This is a genomic window from Mycetocola spongiae (genome assembly GCF_020424085.1).
Classification (GTDB): domain Bacteria; phylum Actinomycetota; class Actinomycetes; order Actinomycetales; family Microbacteriaceae; genus Mycetocola; species Mycetocola spongiae.
In genome coordinates, this window is the sequence record NZ_CP080203.1 from 1,492,706 (window position 1) to 1,518,419 (window position 25,714).

Here is a 25,714-nt window from a genome sequence, read left to right on the forward strand (position 1 = left end):
CGGCCACGACGAAAGCTAATGATGAGCCTCACCTCTACCGACTATCGCCATAAGATTCTCGTCATCACGGGCGATACCCTGGGGGCCAAAATGGCCGGTCCTGCCATGCGCGCCTGGCATATTGCCCAGGAAGTATCGACCGTCGCGGAGGTTCGTCTGGTCTCCACTACTAAGAGCGATATCGCGACCGAAGAGTTTATGACCCTCTATGCGGATGACGCCGAACTTCGACGTCAGATCGAGTGGTGCGAGGTGATTATTTTCCAGGGGCATGTGATTCACCACCACCCGTGGATCGCGGAGACGGATAAAATCATCGTCGCGGATATCTACGACCCGATGCACCTTGAGACGCTTGAACAGGGCAAGTTCTTCGCGGATGAGGCCCGCATGGACTTTACGCTGCAGACCACCGAGGTACTGAATGTGCAGATTGAACGCGCGGACTTTATGCTCTGTGCCTCAGAGAAGCAGCGCGATTTTTGGCTCGGGCAGCTCGCCGCAATGGGGCGCATTAACCCCCTCACCTATGACGAGGATGCGAGCCTTCGCTCCCTGCTCGCCGTCGCACCCTTTGGGGTAACCAACGAGGAACCGGTGCAACTTCGGCATGCGCTTAAAGGCACCGTGCCCGGGATTAACGAGGACGATAAGGTGCTGCTGTGGGGCGGCGGAATCTATAATTGGTTTGATCCGCTCACCCTGATCAAGGCCGTAGACCTTCTGCGCGCCACGCGTCCGAACCTTCGCCTCTTTTTCCTCGGAATGGCCCACCCCAACCCGGATGTTCCGATCATGGAAATGTCCGTGCAGGCTCGCGAACTTGCCGATGAGCTGGGCCTTAACGGCACTCACGTCTTCTTTAACAACGAGTGGGTAGCGTATGCCGACCGTGTGAACTATCTCCTCGATTCCGATCTAGGGGTGTCCACACATTTTGAACATGTCGAAACCGCGTTCAGCTTCCGCACCCGGATTCTTGATTATCTCTGGGCCGGCCTCCCAATCGTGGCAACCGGCGGAGACACCTTCGATGCAATCATTACGGGGGAACGCCTAGGCGCCACCGTGGATCCTGAGGATGTGGACGCGCTCGCCCGCGCAATCGATGACGTGGTTTACGGCGATAACTATGCCGAGTACGCCGAAAACGCCCGACGGATCGCTCGCAAAATGACCTGGGCCGATTCCCTCGCGCCCCTGGTGGAGTTTTGCGCAAGTCCTCGCCGCGCCCCCGACCTGGTTGCGGGTGCAACCACGGTACGCAACCGCCAACGTGCTGCCCTCGAGATTCGCGTTGCGGGGCTCGAGAACAGCACGTCGTGGAAGCTCACGGCACCGTTGCGTGCCGTAATGCGTCGACTGGGACGCTAACTTCCTAGGAGGGATAGGGCCAGTAACGGTCAGATTCCGGGATACCCCAGCGTGCGCGCAAGAGGTCGCGCTCCCACTGATGAACGGTCCCATCACGGGTCTTTGATTCAAAATGAAATGCGCGTACCTGGGGTAGCCAAAGCAGGTCTAGCCCGAGGCTGCGGACCTTTAACGAAAAATCGACGTCGTTATAGTTGCCCGGTAGAGCCTCGGAAAAGCCCCCCACGCGGATGAATGTATCGCGCCGCATAGCGATACATGCCGCGGTGAGCCCGGAGACCTCTCTCTCCACGAGGAGGGAGTCCAGCGGTCCTGCCTGCTGCGCGCCCTGAGTAATCATCGAGTGGCGGGGGCTAGGCCCCGCATACCAGTGCCCAACATGTTGGATGGTTCCATCCTCGAAATTGAGAAAGCCGCCGGTAAGACCCACCCGCGGGTCCGCTAGGGGGGCGACGAGTTCCTCAATGAAGTCCAGGCTCTCGGCTCGTACGTCATCGTTCAGCATCACCAAGTACTCCCCCGTGGCAAAGAGCATTCCGAGGTTGCATTTTTCACTAAAGTTAAACGGCTTCTCATATAACACCGTGATGAGGTGGTCCCCCGCCAATTCCCTCAGCTCGGTAAGCACAGAATCGGGTGTTGAGGGGTCGTAAACGACCACAAACTCGAGGTCGCCAAATACGTGCTGCTCAAGCACCGAACGGACGGCTTCAACAACAAATACCTGCTCCGTGCCAAAAACTACCCCGGAGGTGCCCCGAGTGGGAATGATAATGCTGGTGCGTTTCTGAGCTTGTTTCTCGCGCGCCAGCCGAAATACCCCGGCCGTCCCGGAATCGTCGGCCACGACTGCCATATCGTGACGCACGAGATGGCTCTGTAATTGGCGTCTATTAACCGCGTGTTCTTCGGCGCTCATCCGGGCGCCGGGCTCGCGATAAAGGGGCTCGCTCACATGCACTACCCGCGCTGCATCCGTCGATACGGCCAGCTCCAGAGCCCACTCATATGCGGCCCCCGTCGTTCCCAGTGCCACGCGGGTGGCCTCATCAACGCTGCCCGAAATGGCTATTAGCGTCCCGAGATAATAATTATTTTTTAGGCGGTGGGGGGACCACTCGGGTCGAAGACGCTCATCCGAGGAATCGGCGTCGAGCGAATCGGAATATGCCAGGATCGTTCCGGGCTCGGCGAGAGCGTCGCCGAGCACCCGCAGTGTTTTTTCCGTGACGAGTGTCCCTGCACGAAGGAGTATAAAATCACCTTCCGGGTAGTCTGCCCGGTCACCGACCATAAAAATATGGGAGGGGGAAAGCCCGGCGTTTACCAGGGAGGTGCGGGACGCCTCCAGAGCGGTGGCGGGGGAAAATCTTCCATCGATGACAGCGGATGTGATATTCATCATCGCTTGCCTCGAAGCGCGTTGACGGGTCGTAATAGCGCGCTACCGAGCTTCCATCGGGCGCTGTTTCGGAACGACTGTTCCTGCGCCTTCAGGGCCTGACCCATCTCGTGTCGCATCGCATTCATCTCGGCCTCGCGTTTCTCGGCCAAAAGCCATCCCGCCTCTAACCGTTCGGAAGCAGAGACGGAGTTGACCATAGGAATGAGTTCGCGGAGGCGAGCATTTTCCTGCTCAAGCCCAAATACACGGTCACGTAGCGCCAGCTGTGCATGCTGCAGGCGTCGGAAACCGTCGCGGAGGCTGTCCTCATCTAGTGTGTCTGCCGGCGCCTCAAACATATTTGCCGGTTCAGTTTCAGTCACAATAATCCACTTTCAGTCAACGATGAATACGGTCCAGTCTAATGCGCGGCGCCAACAGCCTGATCATTACGAGGCGATCGAGATAGGATTATGAAATGACTAACGATTCCCTCACGGCTTCGAAAATCGTGATGACAATTATGGTGCGCGATGAGGTAGACATCATCGACTCGATGATTACCCATCATCTAGGCCAAGGGGTCGATAAGTTCATTGTCACCGATAACGGCTCCACCGACGGCACCACAGAGGTTCTCCAGGGTTATGCCGATACGGGAGTGGTGGATCTACGACACGACCCGGTTCACCGGAAACAGCAGTCGGTCACCGTCACTCAGATGGCCCGTGATGCGTTTACGCTCTACGGGGCAGACTGGGTACTCAATGCAGACGCCGACGAGTTCTGGGTTGCCCAGGATCACAATCTCACCCTGCGCGATGCGTTTTCACATATCCCCAAAACGCTGCGATCTTTTGTTGTTCCCGTGATCGATATGACGGGGGCGCCCGCCGAGAGTGGCAGTGGCATAGAACGACTTCTTTACCGCGATACCCGCCCCGAGGAACAGCTTCGCAGCATTGGCCTCCGGGCCCATTCGACCCACGACAGCGTCCATATTGGCGTTGCCGATATTAATGTGGCCCAGGGCAATCACTATGTGAGTATTTCTTCCGCGGGATCACCCGATCCCGCCTTTGCACTCGAGGTGTATCACCTCCCCTGGCGATCCTGGGATCAATTCCGACATAAGGTGGAAAACGCTGGACGAGCCTACGAGGCTAATCCGGAGCTGACCCCAAGCCCTAACCACCACGGAATGCGCGACTATAGAAGCCTGAAAGACGGAACTCTTCGGGCACGCTATATCGCGAGGTCACTTTCAACCGCGGAAATTGAGCAGGCTGAAAGCGGCGTGCATCCGTATCTAACGCCCGATCATAGATTGCGCTCGGCGCTCGTGTCCTCCGTCCCCGATACCTCGTTTGACGGCGACACGGAAACCTATGAGAGGACCGTTGGACTTTCACTCGCGCGGCTCGACCTTGCGGAGAACGCGGTTGGGGACCTTCGGAAGCAACTCACAGCAAAAGAGGAGCGGATGGTCCAGCTCGAGTCCTCACTCGTCGACTCGAGGGAAGAAATCGCCGGTTTAAAAGCGGAAACGCGGCAACTCCAGGCGATGGTCGAAGCTTTTAAGTCTCGCCGTCTCATTCGTTTCGCGGACTCGGTTAAGAACCGTCTCAGTCGTTAGCTCTCGCCGGGGTTCCGATATTCGTCCGTGCACGTTGCGCGAGCAAACCGGCGGCTAGACTAGACATTCGATCACTGCGCGATTTTCTTCCGCGGTAAGGAAGTAGAAAAATATGACTCCTGAAGAGCGGATGGCTTCGCTCTCGAAGCTCCCATTCGAAGAGATTGGAACTCCAGCGGAGGGCGCCCGTGGCTTTTGGGCGCAGACCCGCCTGATCCTCAAGAATCGCGGGATGCTCGGCCTCTTTGTGAAGCGAGATCTGAAGTCCCGGTATAAGGACAGCGCATTGGGTTTTGCCTGGACGCTGGTCAAGCCGTTGACTCAGATCATGATCTACTATTTAGTGATCGGTCAGTTCCTCGGTGCCGAGCGTGGTATCCCGCAGTTCGCCATCTACATCTTTACCGGACTCACCGCCTACGGCCTATTCTCCGAGATCGTGATGGGCGGCACCGCCTCTATTCTCGGAAATGCCGGCTTGGTAAAAAAGGTATACCTGCCGCGGGAATTATTTCCGCTCGCCGCGGTGGGAGGAGCCCTTTTTAACTTCCTGATTCAACTGGGAATTCTTCTTATCGCCACGCTCCTCGTTGGCGCATTCCCGATCTCCCCCGGCATGGCCTATTTCCTGCCTTCGCTTATCGTACTTCTCCTCTATTCCACCGCGCTTGCGCTCCTGCTGTCCGCGCTCAACGTATATTTGCGGGACGTTCAGTACCTGGTTGAAGTGATCATCATGGTCATGATGTGGGCGTCGCCCATCCTGTATAGCTGGAAGATGGTCGCCGATAAGCTGGTAAATCATCAGTGGATCGTTGATATCTATACCAATAACCCCATTACGCTCGCTGTTCTTGGCTTCCAGCGCTCGTTCTGGATGGCGGGCAAGCCTGTCCCCGGTGTCCCCGCGGCCGATCAGCTTGCACAATACCCTGCCGATCTTGCCCTGCGCCTCATGATCGCCGGGGTTATCGGCTGCGTATGTGTTTATCTCGCACAGCGTGTCTTTGCACGTCTGCAAGGAAACTTCGCCCAGATGCTCTAGCTCAACATCCGTTCTTTAGGGAACTAACAGAGAAGGCCAGCAACGTTTTACGTTGCTGGCCTTCTCTGTTAGGAAACCCGTCAACACCTCCCGAGTCATTCCGACCGATCATTCGTTCCGCACGCACTAGGCGGGGTGTAGCGAGCGGCGTCCCAAGGTCGCCCTACCTCCGCACAACACAGCGTATGCGCGTCTATACGGGCTCCACGGCGCTCTTATTTCGGCTATGGATAGGAGAGCCCTCCGGCCTGTTTTCTATCCGCCCCTGCGACGTGTTTCAAGCTCCGGGCTCCGGGCTCCGGGCTCCGCTCATTTCACAGGCTCCTAGACGACACAAAACGGCCGCCACATACTGTGACGGCCGCCTGTGCCCACGCTGGCGAGGAAACTACTAGTTCACCGTTACCACCTTGCATCCAAGCATGGTGTTGCCGGACACGCTGTCTAGCGCGTACACGCACACGTTATGGTTGCCTGCCACAGCCGGAATGCTGCGGGAGAACCCGTGGTCAGGGCCTGCCGCGGGATAGTGCCGAACCAGGTCAGGCCGCGGAAGGTTGGCTCGGATGGGATACCCCGCGCCCCCAACATAAACGTGAACCGCGAGCTGCGACGTCCATGCATCGGGATCGAGCGTCCATCCGGATACCTCCACGGTGCCGTTTCCGCCGGAGATATTATCCAGCGAACCGATCGGCATCGTATTCGGCGCCTCGATCTGTACGGTACGACAACCTAACGTCGTATTAGCCCGCCCTGCGGAGTCGATCGCATAGACACAAATATTTTGTGTTCCGCTGAGCCCCGTCATCGTGGCATTAAACCCATGATTTGCGCCATAGACGGGGTAGTGCGTCGCAATATCCGAACGCGGCACGTCGGCACGGAAAGCCTGGCCTCGTGCACCGGCGTAGACGTGCACGCTGATCGGTTCCCTGGTGTCCGGGTCGATAGCCCAGCCCACAACCGTTACCGAGTCGGCCCCGGTACGGACGACCTCAAGGTTACCGATCGGTGCCCGGCCCTCTTCCAGTAGCGGCGCTTCAATGGTCACGACCCGACAGCCCAGCGTGGTATTGATTTTTCCGGCGCTATCGATACCGTATGCACAAACGTTTTGCGTGCCAGAAACACCGGTGACTCGGACGTTAAATCCGTGGTTGGGACCGTACTTCGGATAGGCACGAGCGATATCGGACCGAGCTCCGTTTGCCATTGCGGCGGTGCCACGCTCCCCCACATAGACGTGCACTCTAATCGGGTCGTAGGTATCGGGGTCGAGCGTCCAACCACCAACGGTAACTTCGCCGATTCCGGTGTTCACGCTATCCAAGGAGCCCAGGGGTGCGCGTCCAAGTTCCGGTGCCGGGCCGTCGGGAATTGCAACGGATTTACATCCGAGTTGCACCGGAGTTACTCCCGCTTTATCCCCTAGCGCCTCCACGCAAACGTTAACGTTTCGGTCGTTCATAATTGGGATCACGATGTCGAATCCATGATTATTCCCAAATCCGGGATACGCGGCACCCACGTCGGGACGGAAGGCTTCCGCCGGATAGATCTGGGTCACACCGTTAAGCGCCACCCGCACGTTCACGGGACCCGTGGTATCGGGATCGATCGTCCAACCCCGCACCGTGATCATTCCGGGAGCCGGAATAACAACATCAAATGCACCAAAGGGCGGACGGTCACCGTTTTGTCCGGTGGGCGAACCAAACCAGTCCGAGTAGTAGTTATAGAAGTTTCTATTTCCATAAGAGGAACATGAATCGCCCGTACCGTATCCCGCCGCCAATGAAGCGCGGTTCGGCTGATAGGGCGTGTAGTAATAAAGCGCCGAGGTCGCCCCGTTGCGGATGGTCACTGAGCTGGAACCACATGCGGCATTCGGGTGGTATCCGACCTGCGAAGGCCGGCCCACGGGGAACCAGGTGAAGAACGAAGAACTCGTATAGACCTTGAACTGCCATGCAGCCATATATACCTGGTTATAGAAACCGTAATATCTGGTGTCGCAGGCCGCGGTATCCGGGCACGCATAACCGGTGGCGATGAGCCATCGGCTAGAGTTTGCCGTTCCGGGTGCCGAGTTCAGAATAAGACCCTGCTCCTTTTGGAGCAGCACAAGCAATACCTGCGGGTTAATCCCACAGGCGGCCGAGACCTTTGCAATGATCCGAGCCGCACTCTCGTTGGCCTCACCCGCATATGCCGAGCATCGGGTATCGGCTGGTCGCGACGCAGTGCTCGCACGATAGTTAATCATGCAGGTATTTCCGGTCCGACAGCTAGGAACCTTAGACTCCAGGAACCGCTGGATATCCTGTTCGCTCATCGAACCGGAATTATAGAAGTTTTCGTCCGAAATGATGTAGGCAGGATCGAATTTGCTCAGGTCCGCAGCATTCGCCGAGCCGGCATTTACGAAGGACACGCCGGTGAACAAACCGGCCAGCACGCCGATAAGACCGAGTACGCCCAGGAAGGACGCCGAGGGTCGTGATTTTAAAGACTGTATGGACACCCTCTGAGAATACGTCACTGAACCCGTTTTCGCCGGCAGCGATACGCAATTGCACCAACTTCGATAGCCATACGCTCAGGCAAGCGCAGACGCAGCAAGATAGAATGAAATTTCCGATATCCGCTTTTCAAAGGTATTCCCAATGGCTGAATCATCCGTGAACACGGACGCTCCCGTGCTGGTCTCTGTGGAAGCAGTCTCCAAGCGATTTGTTATTCGCAAGGACAACTCCCTCAAGGAACGCGTGGTGAACGCCGGCCGGGGGAAGAAGCATAAGGAGGATTTCTGGGCGCTGCGCGATGTATCGCTGGAGATTAAAGCAGGAACTACGATCGGCCTTATCGGGCATAACGGTTCGGGAAAGTCCACGCTACTCAAAGTAATTGGCGGAATTATCGATCCCACATCGGGTCGGGTGATGCGCCGGGGCCGCATGGCCGCCCTATTGGAACTTGGTGCGGGATTCCATCCCGATCTGTCGGGCCGGGAAAATGTGTATCTAAACGCGGCAATCCTCGGATTAAGCCGCGAACAAACCGACGAACGATTTGACGATATTCTCGCGTTCTCCGGTATCTCCGATTTTATCGATACCCAGGTGAAATTCTATTCCTCCGGCATGTATGTGCGCCTTGCTTTCGCCGTCGCCGTACACACAGATCCCGATATCCTCCTTGTCGATGAGGTCCTCGCGGTGGGCGATGAGGCGTTTCAGCGGAAATGCATGGACCGAATCAAGGAGTTCCAGGAGGAGGGCCGGACAATTATCCTCGTCACCCACAGCCTCGGCACCGTGGTTGAGCTGTGCGACTCCGCCGTAGTACTCAACCGCGGTGAGGTCGTTTATACGGGAGATTCGCGGAAGGCTGTCGCCGCATTCCGCGACCTCCTCGAGGAGCGTCGGCTTGCCGAGATCGAAGACGAAGAAGCTCGCCATGCGGAACAGCAAAAGCCGATCACGCATGAGCCCTTCTACAGCGTCCGCACGACGTCTGTTTCGAATAATTCCGCGGACCCCGGAACCGTCCGTCTGGGGGACGACCTTATTATCACCATGGACTTCGAGGTGGACCAGGTAATCGACGACTGGGTATGCGCCGTTCAGATCGACGATAGCCGCGGTCACGCCGCGGCCGGCACCAAAACCGCTATTCTTGATGTTGAGCTTGCTCCGCTTCAGGGAAAGCGTCGCGTTGGCTTTATCTTTAAAAACTGTAATTTTGGTGACGGCAAGTATTTTGTGAACGTTTCCATCCTCAACCGCGCCGGTCAGCATCTATTTGATCGACCGCAGGCGAGTTCGTTTAATTCGGAGACACCGATCCCCGCTGGGGGAGCAATGTATCTTGAATCGGAGTTTTTCGGCGAACGGTGATCCTCGCCGCCCCTGATGAGCTCCACGTTGCCCCTCTCTGCCGGAAGAAAATGATGCCCAAAATCAGGCCCACACCCGTGAGCGCGATCACCGTGACCTATAACTCACAGGCTCTCATTGGCACATTTCTTGAATCCACGATTCAGGCAGGTATTCCGGCATCGTCGATTCTCGTAGTAGAGAATGCCTCCCCCGAGTCCTCCGCAACGCGGAGTGAGGCTGAACGGCTCGGGGTGGGTTTCATCGCCCTGCCCGAAAATCTAGGCTATGGGGCGGCGATGAATCGTGGAGCCTCCGCCCTGAGCATGAAGGACGGCTATCTTCTCCTCAGCAACCCAGACGTGGTCCTCGAGCCACTCGCGGTGAAGCTGATGGCCGACTGGCTTGATACCCATCCGCAAACAGGCGCAGTGGGCCCGCAGATCCTCGATGAAACAGGCACGGTTTATCCCTCTGCCCGACTTATACCCTCGCTGCGCAACGGTATTGGTCATGCACTCTTTGCCGGTGTCTGGCCAAAAAATCCCTGGTCCAAGCGCTACCGGGCCGATGCCCAGTATACGGAAACTCCTCGCCAGGCCGGTTGGCTTTCCGGGGCCTGTCTGCTCGTGCGGCGAAGCGCATTTGAGCAGCTGTCGGGTTTTGACGAGGAGTATTTCATGTACTTCGAGGACGTAGATCTAGGGTATCGATTGGGCCTCGCCGGCTGGAGTAATGATTATCTGCCCGCAGCACGCGCTACTCATATAGGTGGGGAATCCACGCGCACCAACGCGTCACAAATGCTCCGCATCCACCACGAGAGTGCGTATCGTTTTGTGAGCAAAAAATACTCTCGATGGTGGCAGTTCCCGTTACGCCTCGTGATCCGCGTCGGACTTCGAACTCGATTTGCCCTGTCACAGATCCGGACCGGGGCAAAATAAAAGCCGGCGGCCTCCCCACTCGTGGTGGGAAAGACCGCCGACCTTATCGGTATAGGCTATTTGCGCTCAACCAGGGCCGCGAGGTATTTGCCGTAGCCGCTCTTCACGAGCGGAGCCGCCAACGCCGTGAGCTGGGCGTCGTTGATCCAGCCCGCACGCCAGGCAATCTCCTCGATGCAACCAACCTTGAAACCCTGACGATCCTCGATGACCCGGACGTATTCCGACGCTTGCATCATGGACTCAAAGGTTCCGGTGTCCAGCCAGGCGGTGCCTCGATCAAGTACCTGTACGTAGAGGTTTCCCTGATTAAGGTAGCGCTCGTTGACGGTGGAGATCTCCAGCTCGCCACGCGCCGAAGGCTCGATGGTTTTAGCGATTTCAATCACCGAGTTATCGTAGAAGTAGAGCCCCGGAACCGCATAGGTACTCTTGGGCTCGACGGGCTTTTCCTCGATGGAAATCGCGTTGAAGTTTTCGTCAAACTCCACCACACCGTAGCTGGTGGGATCGGCTACGGGATAGGCAAAGATCACCGCGCCATCGATCTCGTGGTGGTTGCGCAGCGCCGAGCCGAGGCCCGTGCCGTGGAAGATGTTATCGCCGAGCACCAGGGCCACGCTATCGTCGCCGATAAACTCCTCGCCGATGATGAAGGCCTGGGCCAGGCCGTCCGGGGAGGGCTGCACCGCGTACTCGAGGCGGATACCGAGGTCGGAACCATCGCCCAGGAGGTTGCGGAACTGCTCGTTATATTCCGGGGTGGTGATGATAAGAATCTCGTTGATTCCCGCCATCATCAGGGTGGACAGGGGGTAGTACACCATCGGCTTATCGTAGATCGGCATGAGCTGCTTGGAAATGCCCTTGGTGATCGGCCAGAGCCGGGTGCCGGATCCACCGGCGAGAATGATGCCCTTCATGGCGTTAGTTCCCCTTCAGGGTCTCGTAATAGGCGCGGGTGGCCTCCCAGGTGGGAAGCAGGCCCTCGGCGGCCGCCTGAGCCAGTCCGGGGGCGTCGGTGTCCTTTGCGGACAGCAGCGGTTGACCGGCGGATTCCGGGAAGACCAGACCGATCTCGGCATCGAGCGGGTTGATCCCGTGCTCGCGATCGGGACGATAGACATCATTCACCAGATAGCTCACGGTGGCACCCTCGGTCAGGGCAACAAAGCAGTGTCCCAGACCCTCGGACAGGAAGATCGCGCGGCGATCCACATCGTCCAGGAGCACCGAGTCCCACTCACCAAACGTGGGCGAGCCCACGCGGATATCGATCACAAAATCAAGAACGGCACCGTGCATGGCGGTGACGTATTTAGCCTGGCTCGGCGGCACATCGGCGAAGTGGATGCCGCGCACGGAACCGCGCTTGGACACCGAGGTATTGGCCTGGCGGAGGTCGATGGACCGTCCGGTGGCCTCCTCAAGGCGGTCAAAACGGTACCACTCAAGGAACGCGCCGCGTTCATCACCGAACTGTTTCGGGGTGATCTCGTAGCTGTCTGGGATCTTCAATTCACGGATCTGCACCCGGGCAGTCTATCAAGTTGTACAGAATTGGGTGGCACGGGCGCGGTTTCTGTCCAATCCGGGGGAAAATGGGGGAATGAACGATAGCGCGGAGACACCCCTCGGGCGCGTGATCCGGCTGGGCCTGCACGCGGTGGGCATCGGATCCGCACTCTCCCTGGAGCTCGGCGCGGGCGCGCACGACCCGCTCCAGCGCTGGGCCCTCGGGGCCGCACTCGCGCTCTGGGCCCTACTCGCCCTATTTTCCCGGGGGCTCCCCGGCGGCCTCGCGCCCTGGGCCTGGCCGGCGATTCTGGCGGCGGCCGCGCTCGCGTGTGGGCTGGGTTCGCTCGGCGCCAGCGTGGTGCTCACCGTGGCCCTGGCCCTGACGATCTCCGATCTGCGCCTCGGTGGGCGGCAAAAAATCCTGCTCCTCATACTCGCAACGCTGCTCTACGGGCTGGGCAGGCTCACGGAAATGGCCACACCGGATAATACGGTTTCGGTCCTGTCCTGCACGGCCGCGGGCCTGGTGATTGGGCTCCTGCGCTGGCGTTCCGCGGGCCTGGGCCGCGCCGCCGCGACCCTCGCCCGGGAACGCGCGGAGAACGCCGTCCTGGGTGAGCGCGCCCGGCTCGCGCGGGACCTGCACGATGTCCTGGCCCATACCCTCGGCGGGCTGGTGATGCAGCTCGACGCGCTGGACGCCCTCGCCGAGGCACGGCCCGGCGATCCCGAGGTGCGCCGGCGCATTCTTGCGGCGCGCACCCTCGCGCTGGGCGGGCTGGAGGAGGCCCGCGGCGCCGTGGACGCGCTGCGCACCCCGGTGGGCCCCCTGGACGATTCGCTTCTTTCCCTGGCACACTCGGCAGCCGCTCTCGGCCACGAGGTGCGCATCGAGGTGCGCGGGGAGGCCGAGCCCGCCCCCGCGCAGGCCGATGCGCTATACGCGGTGGCCGTCGAGGCACTCACCAATGCGCGTAAACACTCCCCCGGCACGGCCAGCGCGATCCTCGTGACCCGGGGCCGGGACGAGACCGCGCTGCGCATCACCACCCTCGCGCACGGCGGATCATCCGGCCTGCCCTCGGGCGGACACGGGCTGGAGGGAATGGCCGAGCGCATCCTGCTGGTGGGCGGCACCTTCAGCGCCGGCATCGAGGACGGCGCGTGGACCGTCGAGGCGCGGGTGCCGCGGGAGAGCACCGAACGGAGAACACATGAGCGGGTCTGAACTGCGGGTCCTGATCGCCGATGACCAGGCGGCCGTGCGCGACGGGCTGGAACTGATTCTTTCGCTCGCGCCCGGCGTGAGCGTGGTGGGCACGGCCGGCGACGGCGCCGAGGCCATCCTCCGGGCGCGCGAGCTGCGGCCGGATATTGTGCTGCTGGATCTGCGGATGCCCGGAACCGACGGGGTCGCGGCCACCGCCGCGATCCGGGCCGAGCATCCCGCCATGGGCATCCTGGTGCTCACCACCTATGCCGATGACGCCTCGATCCTCGGCGCGCTGGAGGCCGGGGCGAGTGGCTACCTAACCAAGAGCGCGGGGCGAGAGCAGATCCTCGCGGCACTCCGGGCCACCGCGGCCGGACAGTCCACGTTTTCCCCCGAGGTGGCCGGGCTGCTGCGCCGCGGAATGCGGGCCCGCGGGGAGCGCGAACGCCTCGCCTCCGAGCACGGACTCACCGAGCGGGAGACCCGGGTGCTGGAATTGCTCGCGGAGGGCCGCAGCAATCGGGTCATCGCGGAGGAGCTCTTCATCTCGGTATCCACGGTAAAAACCCATGTGAATAATCTCTACGCCAAGCTCGGCGTGGGGAGCCGCGCGGAGGCCACCGAACTGCTGGCCCGATACCGCTGAGGTATCGGGCCGGCGGCCGGGCTATGCCGGGTGGGCGGCGAGGTAGGCATCTACCTCGGCAAGATAGGCATCGCGGCGCGAGGCGCTCAGCCAGGAGGCCTCAAAGGAGTTACGGGCCAGCTGGGCCAGATCCTCGCGGGTCAGGGCGGCCTTTTCGGCGAGCGCCACATAGTTATCGCCGATATAGCCGCCAAAATATGCGGGATCATCGGAGTTGATGGTCACGCGCAGGCCGCGGCGCAGCAGCTCCACAATCTCATCGGATTTCATCTGCTCGGTGACAAAGGAATTAGACACGGGGCAGGCCGTAAAGCCCAGGCCGCGGGCCTTGGCAGCCTCCACCAGCTCCTCGTTTTCGAGAATATTGGTGCCGTGGTCGATGCGGTCCACACCGATCTCCTCGATGACCTGACGGATATGCTCGATCGATCCCTCCTGATCGATATCGCAGTGCATCGTGAGCAGGAAACCCTCGGCCTTGGCCCGGGCAAAAACGGCCGCAAATTTGGCGGGCGGGTTGCCGCGCTCATCGGAGTCCAGGCCGATGCCGAGGATCCACTCGCGATAGGGCAGCGCCTCCATGAGCGTGGCCATGGCAAACTCCGCGGACAGGTCGCGCAGCATGCACAGGATGAGTTCCCCGGAGATGCCAAAATCGGCACGCGCCTCGATGATCGCGCGGCGATAGCCACCGATCACATCGGCAAAGGGAACGCCGCGGCCGGTATGCGCCTGCGGGTCAAAAAACATTTCGGCGTGCCTGGTGCCCTGGCTCGCGGCCTTCTTCAGATAGGCATAGGCCAGATCGCGGAAGTCATCGGCGGTGCGCAGCACATCCATCGCCGGATAGTACACGGCGAGGAAGCTGGTCAGGTCGTGGAAGTTATAGGTGGCACGCACCTCGTCCACGGTCTTCTGGGCCAGCTCGATGCCATTGCGGCGGGCGAGCTCAAATTTCAGTTCGGGCTCGAGGGTGCCCTCGAGGTGCAGGTGCAGTTCGGCCTTGGGAAGGCCCTGGGCGAAGGTGGCCAGATCGGTCATGGGGAAAATACTCCTCGTAAATGGGGATGGGAGCGCGGACGCGGGCCGCACCTGAATTTTATACCGCCCGGATGCGATGCCGATTCGGGAGGGAGGGAGGGAGGGAGGGAACGACGAGCCACATTGGACACACGCGGCAACCGGGCATCTCCTATTCCGGCGGAGCGGAGAGCCCCAGCCGGGGGTAGAGCACGTCAAAGCCGATCCTGAGCCCTCCCAGCAGCGCGTCCGCACCGTGCCCCGCCCCGGGGATCCCGGCAAGGGTGGTTTTCATTCCGGATGCGCGCGCGCCGGCTTCCACCGCCGCGGCCTGTGCACCATAGACCGGATCGTCACCGCCGAATGTGAAGATTGCGGTGCTATTCGGATAGTGGTGCGCGGCGAGAATATTCAATGGTTTGGCCGCTTCAAAGGCGGCCCTATCACCGTTAAATCCATCCCGGAGCACCAGGTCGGGCACGGCATAGCCCTGGGACTGTTCCCCCGAAATATCGAGAATATTATGGAAAACCGCGGGATATTTTGCCCCCAGGTAGATCGCACACTCCCCACCATTGGAGTATCCCGCCACGGTCCAATCCGCCGGATTTTGCGAGATGGGCAGGTTTTGTTTTGCCCAGTTCAGCACATCTTTTGTGAGATAGGTTTCCACGGCTCCGTATTTTGCGGTATCCAGGCACATCGGGTCCTGGTCGGGATTGCCCGTCTGATCCGCCACGACCACCACGGGCGCAAGCCCATTATGTTCCTGCGCATAGACATCAAGCGTCTGCTGAATATAGAGCGGAGTGGGGTCCCCCGGCTGCCCCATCATCATCAGGACAAACGGCAGGGCCGGTGGGTTGGGCACAAGCGCGGCGGGGGGCAAATAGATTCCCGCGGGGCGCGCCTGAAAGCCCGATTCCGGGTTGGGTATTTCCTGCGTCCCCGTCTGTCCGATGGAGGGCATTTCTGCGGGTGGTTTCCAACTGCGATAAAGCGGCCCGGGGACGGTTATTGCCGCACCCCCGGCGAGTGTCAGCGGCTTATGTTGCACGATATGCAGGAAGGAGCCCACCGTGGGGTTCAGCCCGAAGGCCGCGTTCACGAGCAGGGTCGAGCTCAGCGCGAAGGAGAGCATCGCGAGGATCGCGAGGAGCTTACGCCACCAGCGGCTGCGCCAGAGGTTCACCACGGCCACGGCGAGCGCGGCACACGTGATCACCACCCAGAAGCGGGACGGGGTGCCGATCGGATCGCCAAAGCTATGCCAGACGCGCTCCACCAGGATCAGGAGCGTAATAGCCACGACGATCCCGGCCAGGAGGCCGATGCCCAGCGTGAATAGCCAGCGCCGGGTGGGCCGCCGGCACAGCAGATAGATCAGGAGGGCCGCGGAGAGCGCATAGCTCAGCACGGGCACCACACCGGAGATGATATTCACGTCCAGTAGATGTTCAAACACTTCTGTAGCTCCCCGCGTCTGGGCCCGAATAGAACACCACGGCATAAAATTATGGGTGCGAAAAGTGACGTTATTCGTTTCTTCTGGGCGTTACCTGCACGGCCGCCCTCCCGCCCGTGACGGGCCACAGCGCCTAGACTCGGAAGCGAACACGATCGAAGGAAAACATGCGATATTTGATTACCGGTGCCGCGGGTATGCTCGGCCGCGACCTGCAGAGTGTCTTGGCCGACCGCGACGTTACCGCCCTGGGCCGCGCCGAGCTGGACATCACCGATCTGGAGGCCACGCGCGCCGCCGTGGCCGGCCACGATGTGGTCATTAACGCCGCCGCGTATACAGCCGTGGACAACGCCGAAACCGATGAGGATGCCGCATTTGCGGTGAATGCGCTGGGCGCAAAAAACCTCGCGATTGCCGCGCGCGAGGCCGGGGCTAAGCTGCTCCAAGTCTCCACCGACTATGTGTTTAACGGCACCGCCACCGAGCCCTATCCCGAGGACACCGCGCGCGAGCCCGTCTCCGCCTATGGCCGCACCAAGGCCGCGGGCGAGGAATTTGCGCAGGCAGAGCACCCCGGGGGCACCTATATTGTGCGCACCGCCTGGCTCTACGGCGAGCACGGCGGAAACTTCCCCGCCACGATGCTGCGCCTGGCCGGCAGCAACCCCACGGTCTCCGTGGTGGCCGATCAGGTGGGTCAGCCCACCTGGACCCTCGACCTCGCCCGGCAGCTGCGGGCCCTCGCCGAGTCCGATGCCCCCGCGGGCGCGTATCACGGCACCAACTCCGGCGCGGGAAGCTGGTACGACTTCGCCCGGGCCACGTTTGCCGAGGCGGGTCTGGATGCCGAGCGCGTGCTGAAGACCGATAGCGCCAGCTTTGTGCGTCCCGCCCCGCGCCCCGCGTTCTCGGTGCTGGGTCACGATGCCTGGGCGGCCGTGGGCCTGCCCGCGATGCGTCCGTGGCGCGAGGCCCTGCACGAGGCCGTGGCCTCGGGCGCGGTCGCGGCCCCGGAAGCCTCCTAGCCCCGTTCCCCGATCCGACCAACCGAAGGGCGGTACCCCGTGAGTGCAGTACTTAAGATGGTCCTCGACCAGGCGATCTCCCCGGAGCCGGGCGGCATCGCCCGCTATGCCGAGGAGCTCACGCGCGCGCTGATCGCCACCGCCCCGCGCGGCTGTCGGGTCGAGGGCATCATCTCGGCGCAGCCTACCGAGCGCATCGAGGCCCTCGCCGCCCGGCTTCCGGGCCTCGGCGAGCTACACCGGGTCACCCTGCCGCGGCGCGAGCTCGCGGCGGCCTGGCAGCTGGGGTTGGCCTCGGGCGCCGGGGACGGCATGATCCATGCGCCGGGTCTGCTGGCCCCGCTGCGCCGCCATAATCGCTCACTGGATCACACCCAGGTGGTGGTCACCGTGCACGATACGCTGGCCTGGAACGCGCCCAAGACCCTGACCCATGCCAGCGTCACATGGCAAAAGCAGAGCATGAAGCGCGTGCGCAAACACGCCGATGCCGTGATTGTGCCCTCGCATGCGGTCGCGGAGCAGCTCGCGCAGATCGTGGACCTGGGCGACCGGGTGCGGGTCATCCCGCCCGCGGTCTCCCCCGGGCTTGTGGTACCCGCGGATGCCAAGTGGCGTGCGGGAAATCTCGACCTACCCGCTGACTATATCCTCACGCTGGGCAGCCTGGATCCGCGGCGCGGCCTCGAACCGCTCCTGCAGGCTCTGGCGCTGCCCGATGCCCCGGACCTGCCGCTGCTGATTCTGGGCCCGGCCACGTGGGGCGCGGTCTCGGTCGCGCAGGCCGCCGATGAGGCGGGCCTGGCCGAGGGCCGGGTACGCACCCTCGGCTATCTCAGCGATGCCGATCTGGCCGTGGTGTATGCCCGGGCGAGCGCGTTTATCTATCCCAGCACGCGCGAGAGCTCGGGCCTGCCCGTGCTTGAGGCGCTCACGCTGGGCACCCCGGTGATCCATTCGGATGATCCGGCACTGCTGGAGGTGGCCGGCGGCGCGGGCTATCCCGTGGAGGCCGGCGGGCCGGGCTATCCCGAGCGCCTCGCGGCGGCCCTCGCCGAGGTGTTGGGCGATGAGGAGCGCCGCGCTCACCTGCGTGTGCTGGGCCAGGATCGCGCCCAGGCCTTCGGCTGGAACGACTCCGCCGAGCGGGTCTGGGCGCTGCACGCCGAGATGTAGCTCCGCTGCCCCACCCGCGCCTATTCGGCGGCGGGTGGGTGCAGCAGCGCGTTGATCTTTGCGTGGATATCGGGCACGTCCGGATTATCCTGGTTGATCCCGTTTGCGGGGGTCAGCTCCAGCGTCTGGATCGGTTCCGATTTGGTTTTGGTTGCCAGGTTCACAAAATACCCGAGCATATCCCCCGGGATATCCGTGGTGACCACCTGGGTTCCGGCGCTCGCGATGGCATCAAATTTGGACATCACGTTCTGCGGGGTGAACTGCGCGATGATTGCCGATTGCAGCTGCCGCTGGCGCTCCATGCGATCAAAATCGCTTGTGCCGTGGCGGGAACGGGCAAACCACTGCGCGTGATAGCCGTCCATGCGCTGCACACCCGGCTCGATCCACTCCACAACCCCGCGCAGCTGCTCATCGCCGCCGATGGGCAGGCGCTTATCCACCGTGACCTCCACGCCGCCCAGCGCGTCGATCAGATCGGCGAAGCCCTGCATGTCCACAAGCACGTAATACGGGATGCGCAGCCCGGTGAGGGCCTCCGCGGCATCCTTGGTGGCCTCGATACCGGGGGTTGAGCCCTCGGCCTTGGCGTCCGGATACCAATCCGCATGCCAGGTCTCGGCCTCGGTATAAATGGAATTAAGCTTGCACGCGCTGACATCGCAGCGCTTATAGCCGTTGGGATAGCGCTTATGCATCGGCGAGCTCTCCACAAACGGCACGTTGAGCATGTCCCGCGGCAGGCCGATCATCGTGGCCTGGCCGGTATCGGCATTCACCGAGACCACCGAGAGGCTATCGGGGCGCAGGCCCGCGCGGTCGGGGCCGGCATCGCCGCCCAGCAGCAAAATATTATAATAACCGTCGGTGGGTTCCTCGGGTGGGGCCCCCGGCCCAAAGATCGACCCGAGGGTGCGGCCCGCCACATTGGCATAATAGGCGCCGGCGGAGGCCACCCCGGTGGACAGCACCGCGAGCAGCAGGGCCAGCAAAATCACCAGAACGCGCGCGAGCGGCCGGGCCTTCACCACGCGCAGCAGCCGGAAGGTATCCACGGCGAAGACCAGCCAGATCAGGGCATAGGCGATCAGGACCGCCTGCACGCCGATCAGAAACCAGGGGTTGGTGAGCAGCGAATAGAGCTGGGTGGGCCAGGCAAAATAGAGCACCACGGCGGCCAGAACCAGCACCCAGAGCAGCAGCGTGCTGCCCAGGCCAAAGCGCCCAAACCGCCGGTTGCCGGCGAGGACCTGCGCCGATCCGGGGATCAGGAAGTTCAGGACCACCAGCCACCAGGCGCGGCGGCCCATGACCTCGGGGGAGGCGGTATTGGGGTGGCGGATCGGTTCGCCCAGCTGCAGGGTCATAGGCGCGCTTTAAGGGCCGCGTTTTTCTCCTCGACCATCGCGGCGAGCTCGCGCTGATACGCCTCGAGGCGTTCGGCGAGCGCGGTATCGGAGGTGGCGAGGATTCGGGCCGCGAGGATTCCGGCGTTTTTGGCCCCGCCGATGGACACCGTGGCCACGGGGATGCCGCCGGGCATCTGCACGATCGACAGCAGGGAGTCCATGCCGTCCAGCGTGCTCAGCGGCACGGGCACGCCGATCACCGGCAGGGCCGTGACCGAGGCCAGCATCCCGGGCAGGTGCGCGGCACCGCCGGCGCCGGCGATGATCACGCTCAGCCCACGGCCGCGTGCCTCCTCGCCATAGGCGATGAGCTTATGCGGGGTGCGGTGCGCGCTGACCACCTCGACCTCGTGGTCGATTCCAAATTCGGTGAGCTGGGCCGAGGCCGCGGCCATGACCGACCAATCGGAATCGCTTCCCATGACAAGGCCGACCCGGGGAGAATTGCTGGCGTGATAGGGCATGGGGGTTATTTTAGTCACGCCGATTGAGAAATACTGATTCCACGGCCCGGGCGCGCTCGCGCACGGCCGTCTCCTCGGTGCCCGTGACATTAATATGGCCCACCTTACGGCCCGGGCGCGGCGTCTTGCCGTAATTATGAATCTTGGCATCGGGGAACGCCGCCATCGCCTCGGGATAGCGATCCTCGAGGGTTCCGGTCTCGGGTCCGCCGAGAATATTGGCCATCACGGTCACGGGGGCGCGGGTCTCGGTGGCCCCGAGCGGCAGATCGGCCACGGCCCGGAGGTGCTGCTCAAACTGGCTCGTGATCGCGCCGTCCTGGGTCCAGTGCCCGGAGTTATGCGGGCGCATCGCCATCTCGTTCACCAGCAGACGTCCATCGCGTGTCTCGAAGAGCTCCACGGCAAACGTGCCGGTGATGTCCAGCCCGTCCGCGAGCAGCTCCGCGATGCGTCGCGCCTCGGCGGCGAGGGCGCCGGCCGAGCCGGAGGCCGGGGCCACCACCTCGGCACATACGCCGCCGCGCTGCACGGTCTCGGCGAGCGGCCAATACGCGGCCTGTCCCCCGGGGCGGCGTGCGCCGAGCTGCGCGAGTTCGCGCGTGAAGTCCACCAGTTCCTCCACGAGGAGGGCGCCGGGGATACCCGATTCGGCCACGGTCGCAAACCAGTCGGTGGCCTCGTGGGCGGCACGCACCACGCGCACACCCTTGCCGTCATATCCGCCGCGCGGGGTCTTGAGGACCGCGGCCCCGCCGTGCTCGGCCAGGAACGCCTCCAGCTCGGAAATATTGCGGACGGCTGCCCACGCGGGCCCGGGAACACCCAGCTCGTCGAGCCGGGTGCGCATCACGATTTTGTCCTGGGCGTGGAAGAGCGCGCCGGGTCCGGGGCGCACCGCGACACCGGCCGCAAGCAGGGCCTCCAAGATATGCTGCGGGACGTGTTCGTGGTCAAACGTGACAACATCCACGTCGCGGGCAAAGGCCAGCACGGTATCCAGGTCGCGGTAGTCTCCCACGGCGGTGGCGGCGAGCGCGGCGGGGGAACCCTCCGCCTCGGCGAGCACCCGCAGGTCCAGCCCGAGGTTGATCGCGGCGGGGATCATCATGCGCGCCAGCTGTCCGCCACCGATTACACCGATTCGTATCACGTTTTTGGGCTCCCGCCATAGGTCTAAACTGAGGTCACGCAGACTATTCAAAGCTCATGTTATAAAACTCGGGTTACACTAGCTGCTCGGTACCCATCTTTCCTCATGTGTGCCGTCACAGCTAACTTCAACCTCCGCGCGGATGGTTTTTCAGCCCCGAGGAGGGTCTATGTCGTTTTCCGATCTGAAAGCGCACCGGTGGTATCCGTTTTTTAGCCAGCTGTTTCGATTCGGGGCGGTGGGTGGCGCGGGACTGATTGTCACCATCGTCACGTTTAACCTTCTGATCACCGGTCCGCTCGCCCCGGGCGTGGTGCACCGTGGCTCGATCATCGCCACGATCATCGCACAGACGCTCGCGATCATCACCAACTGGCTCGGAAACCGCTTCTGGACGTTTGCGACCCATCGCGCCTCCGGCACGTTCCGCGAGGGTGTGGAGTTTTTTGCCGTGAGCCTCGTCGGAATGGGCATCGGCACGGCCTGTGTCTGGATCTCCCACGATGTGCTGGGGTTCACCTCGCAGCTGGCCGATAATATCGCGCTGAATGTTGTGGGCCTCGCGCTCGGCTCCATCTTCCGCTTTGCGCTTTACCGCTACTGGGTCTTCTCGCCCAAGCGCCGCGGAATCGCCGCGGAAACCGCGTCCACCACGGAGATCGACACCGATACCGGTACCGTCCGCGTTCACGCCTCCTAGGCCGCGGCCGCCCGCCGAAGCCTAGCGTCGCGGCGGGGCCATCAGGCCGGTGGCGCCCAGCGCCGAGGTGCCGCCGATCAGCACCTGGTTTTTTTCGATCAGGTGGTGCAGGGTATCCACGATCAGAGTGGCCCCCGGAACGCTCTTAATCACCAGCGGGCGCTCGACGCCCGAGGTCAGCAGGATCGTGGCGGAACCGGTGAGGGCCTGGAGCGCCCCGCGGCGCACCGTGATCTCATAGCCGCGGGAATGAAAAATCTCGCGCCGCTCGCGCACAAAAAAGCCCTTGCGCACGATCACCCGGCGCGTGGTGATGGTGGTACGCCGATTCAGCCAGTTCATGAACGGCCACAGCACCAGCAGCAAAAACGCCACTACTGCCCCGCCGAGGATGCTCCACATTTCCCAGCCCTCGGGATAGAGCCCCACCCCATAGGCGGAAAGCCCGGCGATCAGAATCAGAAAGAGCGCGGGCAGAATAAGCACGCGACCGTGGCGGCGCACGCGGGCAACCACCCGTTCGGTCGGCACGACGGGGTTCATCTGCAGGGCGGGATCATCGCCGAGATATCCACGTGTTGAATCGACCATGACCTATTCCTATCAGGTTGCGGGCCGCGAGACCCCGCGGAACGCCGCGGAGCCCGCTAACTTCGGGGTGTTCTCCCCGGGATACCGGGTGTGCCGGTTACGCGCCCGGGGTGGGGAACCGGAGGTGGGTGATATCTCCCGCGGCGATCGGGGTCGACTCCCCGCTCGTGGCATCGCGCACGATCAGGCGGCCGCCGGGATCGATCCCCTCGGCACGGCCCAGCAGGGTGCGCCCCGCGGGCATCTCCACGCGCACATCGCGGCCGAGGGTATCGCAGCGCGCGGTGACCCGCGCGGCCAGGCCCGAGGCCACCGCATCGCCCCCCGCGGCCACGAGGCCGTCGTAGAGCTCGCGGAAGCGCGAGAGATAAAGCGAGACAATCGCATCGGGGGTGACCCGGGCACCAAGCACTGCAAGCGAGGTGGCATGGGCCACGGGCAGCTGCTCGGCGCTCATCTCGGTATTCAGGCCCGCACCGATCACGACGGCGCGCTCGCCCGTGATCTCCGCGAGCGTTCCGCAGATCTTTTTGCCATCCACCAGCACATCATTGGGCCATTTCAGGGCCGCGCGTTCGGGCTCCAGGCCGGATTCGGCAAGCACCGCGGCCACGGCCTCGGTCATCGCGATGCCCGCCAGCAGGGCGATCCAGCCGTAGCTCTCCACCGGGAACTGCGGACGAATCAGGACGGAGATGGCCAGGCCCGAGCCGGGCGCCGAGGCCCAGGTGCGGTCCAGGCGCGCCCGGCCGGAAAGCTGGGTATCGGTCAGGAGAACCGAAAAATGCGGCCACTGCGCGGGGTCGGCACCGGCCTCGCGCACCAGCTCTGTATTGGTGGACTCCGATTCGGCGCGCCAGACCAGGCGCGCGGCCAGGGCGGAGGATTGGGGAAGGGCGGGGGCGTCGGCAGTCATGCCCCCAGGATACGCGCCGGGGCGAAAAACACTCACCGTTGGGGGTTTCGACAACGACCGACCAAACACGTTGTAGGGATCGTTTAGCCCCCGTCGGGGGTCCGGGCGGGCTAGAGTGAAATGTGTGACTGACAACCTAGCCCAGCAGCCCCCTGCCACCATGGAGGAACTCTCCACCACCGCCGGCCGCATCGCCGACCTGAAGCGTCGCTATGAGGAGGCCGTCACGGCCCCCAGCGAGAAGGCCCGCGAGAAGCAGCACGCGAAGGGCAAGCAGACGGCCCGTGACCGCATCGAGCAGCTCCTCGACCCCGGAAGCTTTGTGGAGCTCGACGAGTTCGTGCGCCACCGCACCACCGCCTTTGGCATGGACCGCTCGCGGCCCTATGGCGATGCGGTGGTCACCGGAACCGGCACGATCCACGGCCGCCAGGTGGCCGTCTACTCCCAGGACTTCACCGTATTTGGTGGTTCGCTCGGCGAGGTCGCCGGCGAGAAGATTATTAAGATCATGGACCTTGCGCTGAAGACCGGCGTGCCGATCCTCGGCATCCTGGACTCGGGTGGGGCCCGCATCCAGGAGGGTGTGGTGGCCCTCGGCAAATACGGCGAGATCTTCCGCCGCAATACCGCCGCCTCCGGGGTGATCCCGCAGATTTCCATCATCATGGGTCCGGCCGCCGGTGGCGCCGTCTACTCCCCCGCGCTGACCGATTTTGTCATCATGGTGGATAAGACCAGCCAGATGTTTGTGACCGGCCCCGATGTCATCAAGACCGTCACGGGCGAGGACGTGGGCATGGAGGAGCTGGGTGGGGCCCTGACCCATAACACCCGTTCCGGTGTGGCCCATTATCTCGCCGAGGACGAATCGGATGCGCTGGACTATGCGCGCTCGCTGATCAGCTATCTGCCGGATAATAACCTCGCCGAGCTCCCCGAGTACCCCACCGAGGTGGAGCTGGAGACCACCGATGAGGACCGCAAGCTCAACACGGTCATCCCGGACTCCCCGAATCAGCCCTATGACGTAAAAACCGTGATCGAGCATGTCGTGGACGGCGGCGAGTTCCTGGAGGTCCAGCCGCTGTTTGCCCCGAATATCGTGATCGGTTTTGCCCGCGTCGAGGGCCGCACCGTGGGTATCGTCGCCAATCAGCCGCAGGCCATGGCCGGCACACTGAATATCGAGGCCGGCGAAAAGGCCTCGCGCTTTGTCCGCTTCTGCGATGCGTTCAGCATCCCGATCCTCACGCTTGTGGACGTGCCCGGCTATCTGCCCGGCACCGATCAGGAGTGGACCGGTGTGATCCGCCGTGGCGCAAAACTGCTCTACGCCTATGCCGAGGCCACCGTGCCCCTGGTCACGGTAATCCTGCGCAAGGCCTATGGCGGCGCGTATATCGTGATGGGCTCCAAGCAGCTCGGGGCCGATATTAACCTCGCCTGGCCCACCGCCGAGATCGCGGTAATGGGCGGCCAGGGTGCCGTGAATATCCTCTATCGCGGCGAGATCAAAAAGGCCGAGGAGAACGGCGAGGACGTGGCCGCCGTGCGCACGCGCCTGGCCAATGAGTACACGTATAACGTGGCCAGCCCGTTCCTCGCGGCCGAGCGCGGCGAGCTGGATGGCGTGATCGAGCCCGCCACCACGCGGGTTTCGGTGATCAAGGCCCTGCGCGCCCTGAAGACCAAGCGCGCGAGCCTGCCGCCCAAGAAGCACGGAAATATTCCGCTGTGATCCCGGAGCAGGAAGACACGGGCGTGCTGGATATTCGCATCACCTCGGGTAATCCCACCGAGGAGGAGATCGCCGCGGTCTCGGCGGTGCTCGCGGTGGTCGTGGCCGAGGAGCGCGCACACGCCGAGATTCCCGAGGGCACCGCGCCCTCGGCCTGGGCCCGCTCGCAGCGCGCGATCCGAACAAATATTACGCCCGGCCGCGGCCACTGGCGCGGATTCAATGCATAACTGAAAATATTTTAACGGGGCTATTTCGCGAAAACTCGCGGAATAGCCCCGTTCTTTTCCCCACGGTCGACGTGCAGGAAATATTCAGACTAGGCAAGAGGCGGTTCTTGCACCACAATGGTGGCAAGGTGTCGGTTCATCGAACCGCATCTGCCAAGACAACCGTTCTAGGGT

Annotated in this window: 24 protein-coding genes; 12 read left to right on the forward strand and 12 right to left on the reverse strand. The window is 62.5% G+C overall.

Features of this window, described 5'->3' with window-relative positions:
* The first annotated feature begins 18 nt into the window (after positions 1-18).
* On the forward strand, positions 19-1,374 hold the full coding sequence (locus KXZ72_RS06770) for a glycosyltransferase (protein WP_226083215.1): 1,356 nt from the start codon (positions 19-21) through the stop codon (positions 1,372-1,374).
* Between the two features lie 4 nt (positions 1,375-1,378).
* Here the strand turns inward: KXZ72_RS06770 and KXZ72_RS06775 are convergent, their stop codons facing one another.
* Both KXZ72_RS06775 and KXZ72_RS06780 read right to left on the reverse strand, forming a co-directional pair.
* Positions 1,379-2,779 (reverse strand): glycosyltransferase, encoded by a 1,401-nt coding sequence (locus tag KXZ72_RS06775; RefSeq protein ID WP_226083217.1) that lies wholly within the window; start codon positions 2,777-2,779, stop codon positions 1,379-1,381.
* Positions 2,776-3,141, reverse strand: coding sequence for a hypothetical protein (locus KXZ72_RS06780; RefSeq protein WP_226083219.1), 366 nt, complete (start codon positions 3,139-3,141; stop codon positions 2,776-2,778). Before KXZ72_RS06780 ends, KXZ72_RS06775 begins: the two co-directional genes overlap by 4 nt.
* A gap of 95 nt (positions 3,142-3,236) precedes the next feature.
* Here KXZ72_RS06780 and KXZ72_RS06785 point away from each other — a divergent pair, with 95 nt between their 5' ends.
* Complete coding sequence (locus tag KXZ72_RS06785; RefSeq protein WP_226083221.1) at positions 3,237-4,394, forward strand: glycosyltransferase family 2 protein; 1,158 nt, start codon at positions 3,237-3,239, stop codon at positions 4,392-4,394.
* 112 nt (positions 4,395-4,506) lie between these two features.
* Positions 4,507-5,439: an ABC transporter permease gene (locus tag KXZ72_RS06790; RefSeq protein WP_226083222.1), complete on the forward strand. Its 933-nt coding sequence runs from the start codon at positions 4,507-4,509 to the stop codon at positions 5,437-5,439.
* A gap of 391 nt (positions 5,440-5,830) precedes the next feature.
* On the opposite strand, the gene KXZ72_RS06795 is transcribed toward KXZ72_RS06790, so the two are convergent.
* Complete coding sequence (locus KXZ72_RS06795; protein ID WP_226083224.1) at positions 5,831-7,966, reverse strand: hypothetical protein; 2,136 nt, start codon at positions 7,964-7,966, stop codon at positions 5,831-5,833.
* A 142-nt stretch (positions 7,967-8,108) separates the two neighbouring features.
* Between KXZ72_RS06795 and KXZ72_RS06800 the strand changes: the two genes are divergently transcribed.
* Entirely contained in the window at positions 8,109-9,341 is a 1,233-nt protein-coding gene (locus KXZ72_RS06800; RefSeq protein WP_226083225.1) for an ABC transporter ATP-binding protein, read from the forward strand.
* 77 nt (positions 9,342-9,418) lie between these two features.
* Positions 9,419-10,267 (forward strand): glycosyltransferase family 2 protein, encoded by an 849-nt coding sequence (locus KXZ72_RS06805; RefSeq protein ID WP_226083227.1) that lies wholly within the window; start codon positions 9,419-9,421, stop codon positions 10,265-10,267.
* Between the two features lie 56 nt (positions 10,268-10,323).
* Here KXZ72_RS06805 and rfbA read toward each other — a convergent pair whose 3' ends face one another.
* Together rfbA and KXZ72_RS06815 are read right to left on the reverse strand one after the other, a co-directional pair.
* On the reverse strand, positions 10,324-11,190 hold the full coding sequence (rfbA, locus tag KXZ72_RS06810; RefSeq protein WP_226083229.1) for a glucose-1-phosphate thymidylyltransferase RfbA: 867 nt from the start codon (positions 11,188-11,190) through the stop codon (positions 10,324-10,326).
* A 4-nt stretch (positions 11,191-11,194) separates the two neighbouring features.
* A complete protein-coding gene (locus tag KXZ72_RS06815) occupies positions 11,195-11,800 on the reverse strand; it encodes a dTDP-4-dehydrorhamnose 3,5-epimerase family protein (protein WP_226083230.1) in 606 nt (201 codons plus the stop codon).
* A 76-nt stretch (positions 11,801-11,876) separates the two neighbouring features.
* Between KXZ72_RS06815 and KXZ72_RS06820 the strand changes: the two genes are divergently transcribed.
* Both KXZ72_RS06820 and KXZ72_RS06825 read left to right on the forward strand, forming a co-directional pair.
* Complete coding sequence (locus KXZ72_RS06820; RefSeq protein WP_226083232.1) at positions 11,877-13,013, forward strand: sensor histidine kinase; 1,137 nt, start codon at positions 11,877-11,879, stop codon at positions 13,011-13,013.
* Positions 13,000-13,644, forward strand: coding sequence for a response regulator (locus KXZ72_RS06825; protein ID WP_226083234.1), 645 nt, complete (start codon positions 13,000-13,002; stop codon positions 13,642-13,644). The genes KXZ72_RS06820 and KXZ72_RS06825 overlap by 14 nt, the downstream gene beginning before the upstream one ends.
* Positions 13,645-13,665: 21 nt before the next feature.
* Here the strand turns inward: KXZ72_RS06825 and add are convergent, their stop codons facing one another.
* Both add and KXZ72_RS06835 read right to left on the reverse strand, forming a co-directional pair.
* Complete coding sequence (add, locus tag KXZ72_RS06830) at positions 13,666-14,685, reverse strand: adenosine deaminase (protein WP_226083235.1); 1,020 nt, start codon at positions 14,683-14,685, stop codon at positions 13,666-13,668.
* A 151-nt stretch (positions 14,686-14,836) separates the two neighbouring features.
* The gene (locus KXZ72_RS06835; RefSeq protein WP_226083236.1) at positions 14,837-16,129 is read right to left on the reverse strand and encodes an alpha/beta hydrolase-fold protein; all 1,293 of its coding nucleotides are present in this window, start codon (positions 16,127-16,129) and stop codon (positions 14,837-14,839) included.
* Between the two features lie 167 nt (positions 16,130-16,296).
* Between KXZ72_RS06835 and rfbD the strand changes: the two genes are divergently transcribed.
* Together rfbD and KXZ72_RS06845 are read left to right on the forward strand one after the other, a co-directional pair.
* A complete protein-coding gene (gene rfbD, locus KXZ72_RS06840) occupies positions 16,297-17,157 on the forward strand; it encodes a dTDP-4-dehydrorhamnose reductase (RefSeq protein ID WP_226083237.1) in 861 nt (286 codons plus the stop codon).
* Positions 17,158-17,196: 39 nt separating this feature from the next.
* A complete protein-coding gene (locus KXZ72_RS06845) occupies positions 17,197-18,333 on the forward strand; it encodes a glycosyltransferase family 4 protein (RefSeq protein WP_226083238.1) in 1,137 nt (378 codons plus the stop codon).
* A 20-nt stretch (positions 18,334-18,353) separates the two neighbouring features.
* On the opposite strand, the gene KXZ72_RS06850 is transcribed toward KXZ72_RS06845, so the two are convergent.
* From KXZ72_RS06850 to KXZ72_RS06860, 3 genes are read right to left on the reverse strand one after another with little or no spacing between them, the layout of a single operon-like run.
* The gene (locus tag KXZ72_RS06850; protein WP_226083239.1) at positions 18,354-19,703 is read right to left on the reverse strand and encodes an LCP family protein; all 1,350 of its coding nucleotides are present in this window, start codon (positions 19,701-19,703) and stop codon (positions 18,354-18,356) included.
* A complete protein-coding gene (purE, locus tag KXZ72_RS06855; RefSeq protein WP_226083240.1) occupies positions 19,700-20,209 on the reverse strand; it encodes a 5-(carboxyamino)imidazole ribonucleotide mutase in 510 nt (169 codons plus the stop codon). The genes KXZ72_RS06850 and purE overlap by 4 nt, the downstream gene beginning before the upstream one ends.
* 10 nt (positions 20,210-20,219) lie before the next feature.
* On the reverse strand, positions 20,220-21,320 hold the full coding sequence (locus KXZ72_RS06860) for a 5-(carboxyamino)imidazole ribonucleotide synthase (RefSeq protein ID WP_264159499.1): 1,101 nt from the start codon (positions 21,318-21,320) through the stop codon (positions 20,220-20,222).
* Positions 21,321-21,600: 280 nt separating this feature from the next.
* Here KXZ72_RS06860 and KXZ72_RS06865 point away from each other — a divergent pair, with 280 nt between their 5' ends.
* The gene (locus KXZ72_RS06865; protein WP_264159484.1) at positions 21,601-22,062 is read left to right on the forward strand and encodes a GtrA family protein; all 462 of its coding nucleotides are present in this window, start codon (positions 21,601-21,603) and stop codon (positions 22,060-22,062) included.
* Positions 22,063-22,083: 21 nt separating this feature from the next.
* Here the strand turns inward: KXZ72_RS06865 and KXZ72_RS06870 are convergent, their stop codons facing one another.
* Positions 22,084-22,653 (reverse strand): PH domain-containing protein, encoded by a 570-nt coding sequence (locus KXZ72_RS06870; protein ID WP_226083244.1) that lies wholly within the window; start codon positions 22,651-22,653, stop codon positions 22,084-22,086.
* Positions 22,654-22,750: 97 nt separating this feature from the next.
* Entirely contained in the window at positions 22,751-23,569 is an 819-nt protein-coding gene (locus KXZ72_RS06875) for a biotin--[acetyl-CoA-carboxylase] ligase (protein WP_226083251.1), read from the reverse strand.
* Positions 23,570-23,729: 160 nt separating this feature from the next.
* Here KXZ72_RS06875 and KXZ72_RS06880 point away from each other — a divergent pair, with 160 nt between their 5' ends.
* Both KXZ72_RS06880 and KXZ72_RS06885 read left to right on the forward strand, forming a co-directional pair.
* Positions 23,730-25,310, forward strand: coding sequence for an acyl-CoA carboxylase subunit beta (locus KXZ72_RS06880; RefSeq protein ID WP_226083467.1), 1,581 nt, complete (start codon positions 23,730-23,732; stop codon positions 25,308-25,310).
* Positions 25,307-25,540 carry an acyl-CoA carboxylase epsilon subunit gene (locus KXZ72_RS06885; RefSeq protein ID WP_226083253.1) on the forward strand — a complete coding sequence of 78 codons (234 nt, stop codon included), beginning with the start codon at positions 25,307-25,309 and terminating at the stop codon, positions 25,538-25,540. The genes KXZ72_RS06880 and KXZ72_RS06885 overlap by 4 nt, the downstream gene beginning before the upstream one ends.
* Positions 25,541-25,714: the final 174 nt, after the last annotated feature.

Bases quoted from the DNA above. Each gene is read 5' to 3' on its own strand.
- KXZ72_RS06770 (WP_226083215.1), top strand. From the start codon at position 19: ATGATGAGCCTCACCTCTACCGACTATCGCCATAAGATTCTCGTCATC.
- KXZ72_RS06775 (WP_226083217.1), bottom strand. From the start codon at position 2,779: ATGATGAATATCACATCCGCTGTCATCGATGGAAGATTTTCCCCCGCC.
- KXZ72_RS06785 (WP_226083221.1), top strand. From the start codon at position 3,237: ATGACTAACGATTCCCTCACGGCTTCGAAAATCGTGATGACAATTATG.
- KXZ72_RS06790 (WP_226083222.1), top strand. From the start codon at position 4,507: ATGACTCCTGAAGAGCGGATGGCTTCGCTCTCGAAGCTCCCATTCGAA.
- KXZ72_RS06800 (WP_226083225.1), top strand. From the start codon at position 8,109: ATGGCTGAATCATCCGTGAACACGGACGCTCCCGTGCTGGTCTCTGTG.
- rfbA (WP_226083229.1), bottom strand. From the start codon at position 11,190: ATGAAGGGCATCATTCTCGCCGGTGGATCCGGCACCCGGCTCTGGCCG.
- KXZ72_RS06820 (WP_226083232.1), top strand. From the start codon at position 11,877: ATGAACGATAGCGCGGAGACACCCCTCGGGCGCGTGATCCGGCTGGGC.
- KXZ72_RS06825 (WP_226083234.1), top strand. From the start codon at position 13,000: ATGAGCGGGTCTGAACTGCGGGTCCTGATCGCCGATGACCAGGCGGCC.
- add (WP_226083235.1), bottom strand. From the start codon at position 14,685: ATGACCGATCTGGCCACCTTCGCCCAGGGCCTTCCCAAGGCCGAACTG.
- rfbD (WP_226083237.1), top strand. From the start codon at position 16,297: ATGCGATATTTGATTACCGGTGCCGCGGGTATGCTCGGCCGCGACCTG.
- KXZ72_RS06850 (WP_226083239.1), bottom strand. From the start codon at position 19,703: ATGACCCTGCAGCTGGGCGAACCGATCCGCCACCCCAATACCGCCTCC.
- purE (WP_226083240.1), bottom strand. From the start codon at position 20,209: ATGCCCTATCACGCCAGCAATTCTCCCCGGGTCGGCCTTGTCATGGGA.
- KXZ72_RS06860 (WP_264159499.1), bottom strand. From the start codon at position 21,320: ATGATGATCCCCGCCGCGATCAACCTCGGGCTGGACCTGCGGGTGCTC.
- KXZ72_RS06870 (WP_226083244.1), bottom strand. From the start codon at position 22,653: ATGGTCGATTCAACACGTGGATATCTCGGCGATGATCCCGCCCTGCAG.
- KXZ72_RS06875 (WP_226083251.1), bottom strand. From the start codon at position 23,569: ATGACTGCCGACGCCCCCGCCCTTCCCCAATCCTCCGCCCTGGCCGCG.
- KXZ72_RS06880 (WP_226083467.1), top strand. From the start codon at position 23,730: ATGGAGGAACTCTCCACCACCGCCGGCCGCATCGCCGACCTGAAGCGT.